General features: G+C 64.7%; 4 protein-coding genes. 1 reads left to right on the forward strand and 3 read right to left on the reverse strand.

Annotation, left to right across the window (positions count from 1 at the left end; genetic code table 11):
- A partial coding sequence (locus tag VKP01_RS07615; RefSeq protein ID WP_324411555.1) for a bifunctional enoyl-CoA hydratase/phosphate acetyltransferase occupies positions 1–711 on the reverse strand: 711 nt, incomplete at its 3' end.
- A gap of 38 nt (positions 712–749) precedes the next feature.
- The gene (gene fabI / locus VKP01_RS07620) at positions 750–1556 is read right to left on the reverse strand and encodes an enoyl-ACP reductase FabI (protein ID WP_324411556.1); all 807 of its coding nucleotides are present in this window, start codon (positions 1554–1556) and stop codon (positions 750–752) included.
- A gap of 295 nt (positions 1557–1851) precedes the next feature.
- On the opposite strand from fabI, the gene VKP01_RS07625 reads away from it, so the two are divergent.
- On the forward strand, positions 1852–2364 hold the full coding sequence (locus VKP01_RS07625; protein ID WP_324411557.1) for a membrane lipoprotein lipid attachment site-containing protein: 513 nt from the start codon (positions 1852–1854) through the stop codon (positions 2362–2364).
- Positions 2365–2379: 15 nt separating this feature from the next.
- Here VKP01_RS07625 and VKP01_RS07630 read toward each other — a convergent pair whose 3' ends face one another.
- A complete protein-coding gene (locus VKP01_RS07630) occupies positions 2380–2889 on the reverse strand; it encodes an OsmC family protein (protein ID WP_324411558.1) in 510 nt (169 codons plus the stop codon).
- Positions 2890–2934 lie beyond the last annotated feature (45 nt).

Genomic DNA, 2934 nt, shown 5'->3' on the forward strand with positions numbered 1-2934 from the left:
GGCAGCATGGGAATGGGGCACGTCGATGATCTCGAATTCGCTGATATCGAGTTCCGCCTTTTCGGCGGCAGCGGTGATCTTCGCTTCAGGCCCCACGAGAACCGGGCGGATGATGCGCTCGCGCGCGGCGCGTATGGCGCCGTCTAGGCTCAGTTCGTCGCAGGGATGCACCACGGCAGTGACCAGCGGATCGTGCTCGCGGGTCTGCTCGACGAGCGCCTTGAAGCGCGCACTCGGCGCATGCAGCGTGATCTCCGGCAGGATGGCGCGCGGACGTCGCACCTTCTCGCGCGGCGCGAGCACCCGCGCCTCGCCGCTGATGACTTCGTCGCCCTTCTGGTTGGTGCAGAGACAGGCGAGCGTGACATGGCCCTTCTCGGCATTCTTGGCCGTGACCGTGACGCTGCTCGTGATCGTATCGCCCACACCGACCGGGCCACGGAAATGCAGGGACTGGTCGAGGTAGATCGTCCCCGGGCCGGGCAGGCGGGTGCCCAGCACGGCGGATATCAGCGCGCCACCCCACATGCCATGGGCGATGACGCGGTGGAAATGGCCCTTTTGTGCGTAGTCATCGTCGAGATGGGCGGGGTTCACGTCTCCCGACATCACCGCGAAGACGTCGATATCCTCACGTGTCAGGCTGCGCGTGATCTCGGCGCTGTCGCCGACGGCGATCTCGTCGAAGGTGCGGTTCTCGATATAATCCATTTCGAGCCTCTTTCTGGGGCTGGTTCAGGCGAATCGGCTCACATGCGGATATGGCGACCGGCATCGACATACATGACGTTGCCCGTCATGCCGGCAGCACCGTCGCTCGCGAGGAAGCGTGCCGCCGCGCCGACTTCCCCGATCGTCACGAGGCGACCCTCGGCCGAGCGCGCGCGGGCATCGTCGATCAGTGCATCGAAATGATCGATGCCCGAGGCCGCGCGGGTGGCGATCGGGCCGGGAGACAGCGCGTTGACGCGGATATCCACCGCACCGAGCTCGGCGGCCATGTAGCGCGTCGCGGCTTCGAGCGCCGCCTTGACCGGGCCCATGATGTTGTAATGGTCGACGACCTTCTCGGCGCCGTAATAGCTCACCGTCATGATGCTGCCGCCGTCGCGCATCAGCGGTTCGGCAGCGCGCGCCATGCGGATGAAGGAATGGCAGGAAATGTCCATGGCCTGGGTGAAACCGTCGCGCGAGCAATCGACCACGCGCCCGTGCAGATCCTCGCGCGGACAGAAGGCGACGGAATGCAGCAGGAAATCGAGCCGGCCCCATTTCTGTGCGACGGCGTCGAACACGGCTGCGAGCTGGACGTCATCGGCAAGATCGAGCGGGAGCAGCAGCTCGGCGCCGAGCGCTTCGCTGACGGGGGCCACATGGGGTTTGGCCCGCTCGTTCATATAGGTGATGGCGAGTTCGGCACCGGCCTCCGCAAAGGCGCGGGCGCAGCCGGCCGCGATGGATTTGTCATTGGCGATGCCGACGACAAGGCCGACCTTGCCGGCGAGTTCGCCCGTACCGGGATTTGCCTCGGTTTCCTTGCCGATCGCTTCGCTCATGGACTGGTCCTTTTTGCGGTGCACACAAGGTGAATTAGCATTCTTGTCGGCGCGCGCCATCCGGATAAGGCTTACCCGGGGCATATGACGATGATAACACGGTGCAACCGGGACCCGTGATTCCCGAAAACTGGGCATTTGCACGTCTGACAGGCGTTCGGCTGCATGAATTTGATGCGTTGCAGCAAATGCAGGGCCTCATGGCGAAGGGAAAAGCGGAAAGGCGACCGGCTCAGGCGCTTGCAGTTCCGACGGCCTCGGCTAAAGTCGGGCGCGAAACGGGGGCGGATCGGGTATGAAGAAGTTGCTTTTTGTCATCGTCGCAGCGGCAGGGCTGTCGGCCTGCCAGACGACGCAGGAAGTCGCGGAAAACATGCGCGGTGAATGGATCGGCCAGCCCGTCGATTCGTTCTTCGTCATGAATGGTCCGCCGGTTTCGGAATATGCGCTCTCGGGCGGGGGCACGATCTATACCTGGCGCGGCGGCGAGGACAGCTTCACGCGCCCGGCGCAGATCCGCAGCACGACCGTCGGCGGGCAGACCTTCGGTTCCTCGCAGACCCGCTCGCGCACCATCCATCAGGGGCCGGGGAGAACGATGACGCGTTCGACGACGACATCCGCCTCGATCGGCTTTCCGGGCGTCACCCAGGATGTGATCGTGCGGCCTGCCGAGCGGGTGGATCTGGTCTGTGAGGCGCAGATATCCGTGGATGACGCGGGTATCATCGAGCAGGTGCGGATCAGCCGCGACACCCAGGGTCGCGGCTTCTCGTTTTCGCGCTGCGCGGAAGTCTTCGGCTCCTGAGCGGCAATCGGCGCTTCAATCCCGCTTCATGGTGACGTTGAGCGCGGGCCTGGTGTTGATCGTCTGGAAGACCACGCAATAGCGTTCGGTCAGCTTCAGGAGCTGGTCGAGCTGCTCCTGGTCGGCATCGGTCTCGACATCGAAGGTGAGATTGATCTCGCGAAAGCCGACCGGCGCCTCCTTGTCGACGCCGAGCGTGCCGCGGAAATCGAGCACGCCCTCGGCATGCACGTCACCACGGCGCAATTCGATGCCGAGGGCAGTGGCCACCGCCTTCAGCGTGACGCCCGCGCAGGCGACGAGCGCTTCAAGCAGCATGTCGCCTGAACACAGTTCCGCGCCGCTGCCGCCGGTGGCCGGGTGCAGCCCGGCCACGGCCAGCGCACGGCCCGTATCGACCTTGCAGGCGATGCCCTGCGCATCGATCGAGCCTTTCGCGGAGAGCGTGATGAGCGCGGCATCGGCATCATCGCGATATTGCTGCTTGAGCGGTGCTTGCAGCGCGCGCAGGGCCTGTCCGTCCATGGGGGCGATCCTTTCCTGATATTGCTTCGGGTTAAAGCGGTTTGC

Source organism: Saliniramus sp. (assembly GCF_035311605.1).
GTDB lineage: Bacteria > Pseudomonadota > Alphaproteobacteria > Rhizobiales > Beijerinckiaceae > Saliniramus.

What these genes read in the sequence shown, in the direction of transcription:
- VKP01_RS07630 (WP_324411558.1), bottom strand. Translation starts at nt 2,889, where the DNA reads ATGGACGGACAGGCCCTGCGCGCGCTGCAAGCACCGCTCAAGCAGCAA.
- VKP01_RS07625 (WP_324411557.1), top strand. Translation starts at nt 1,852, where the DNA reads ATGAAGAAGTTGCTTTTTGTCATCGTCGCAGCGGCAGGGCTGTCGGCC.
- fabI (WP_324411556.1), bottom strand. Translation starts at nt 1,556, where the DNA reads ATGAGCGAAGCGATCGGCAAGGAAACCGAGGCAAATCCCGGTACGGGC.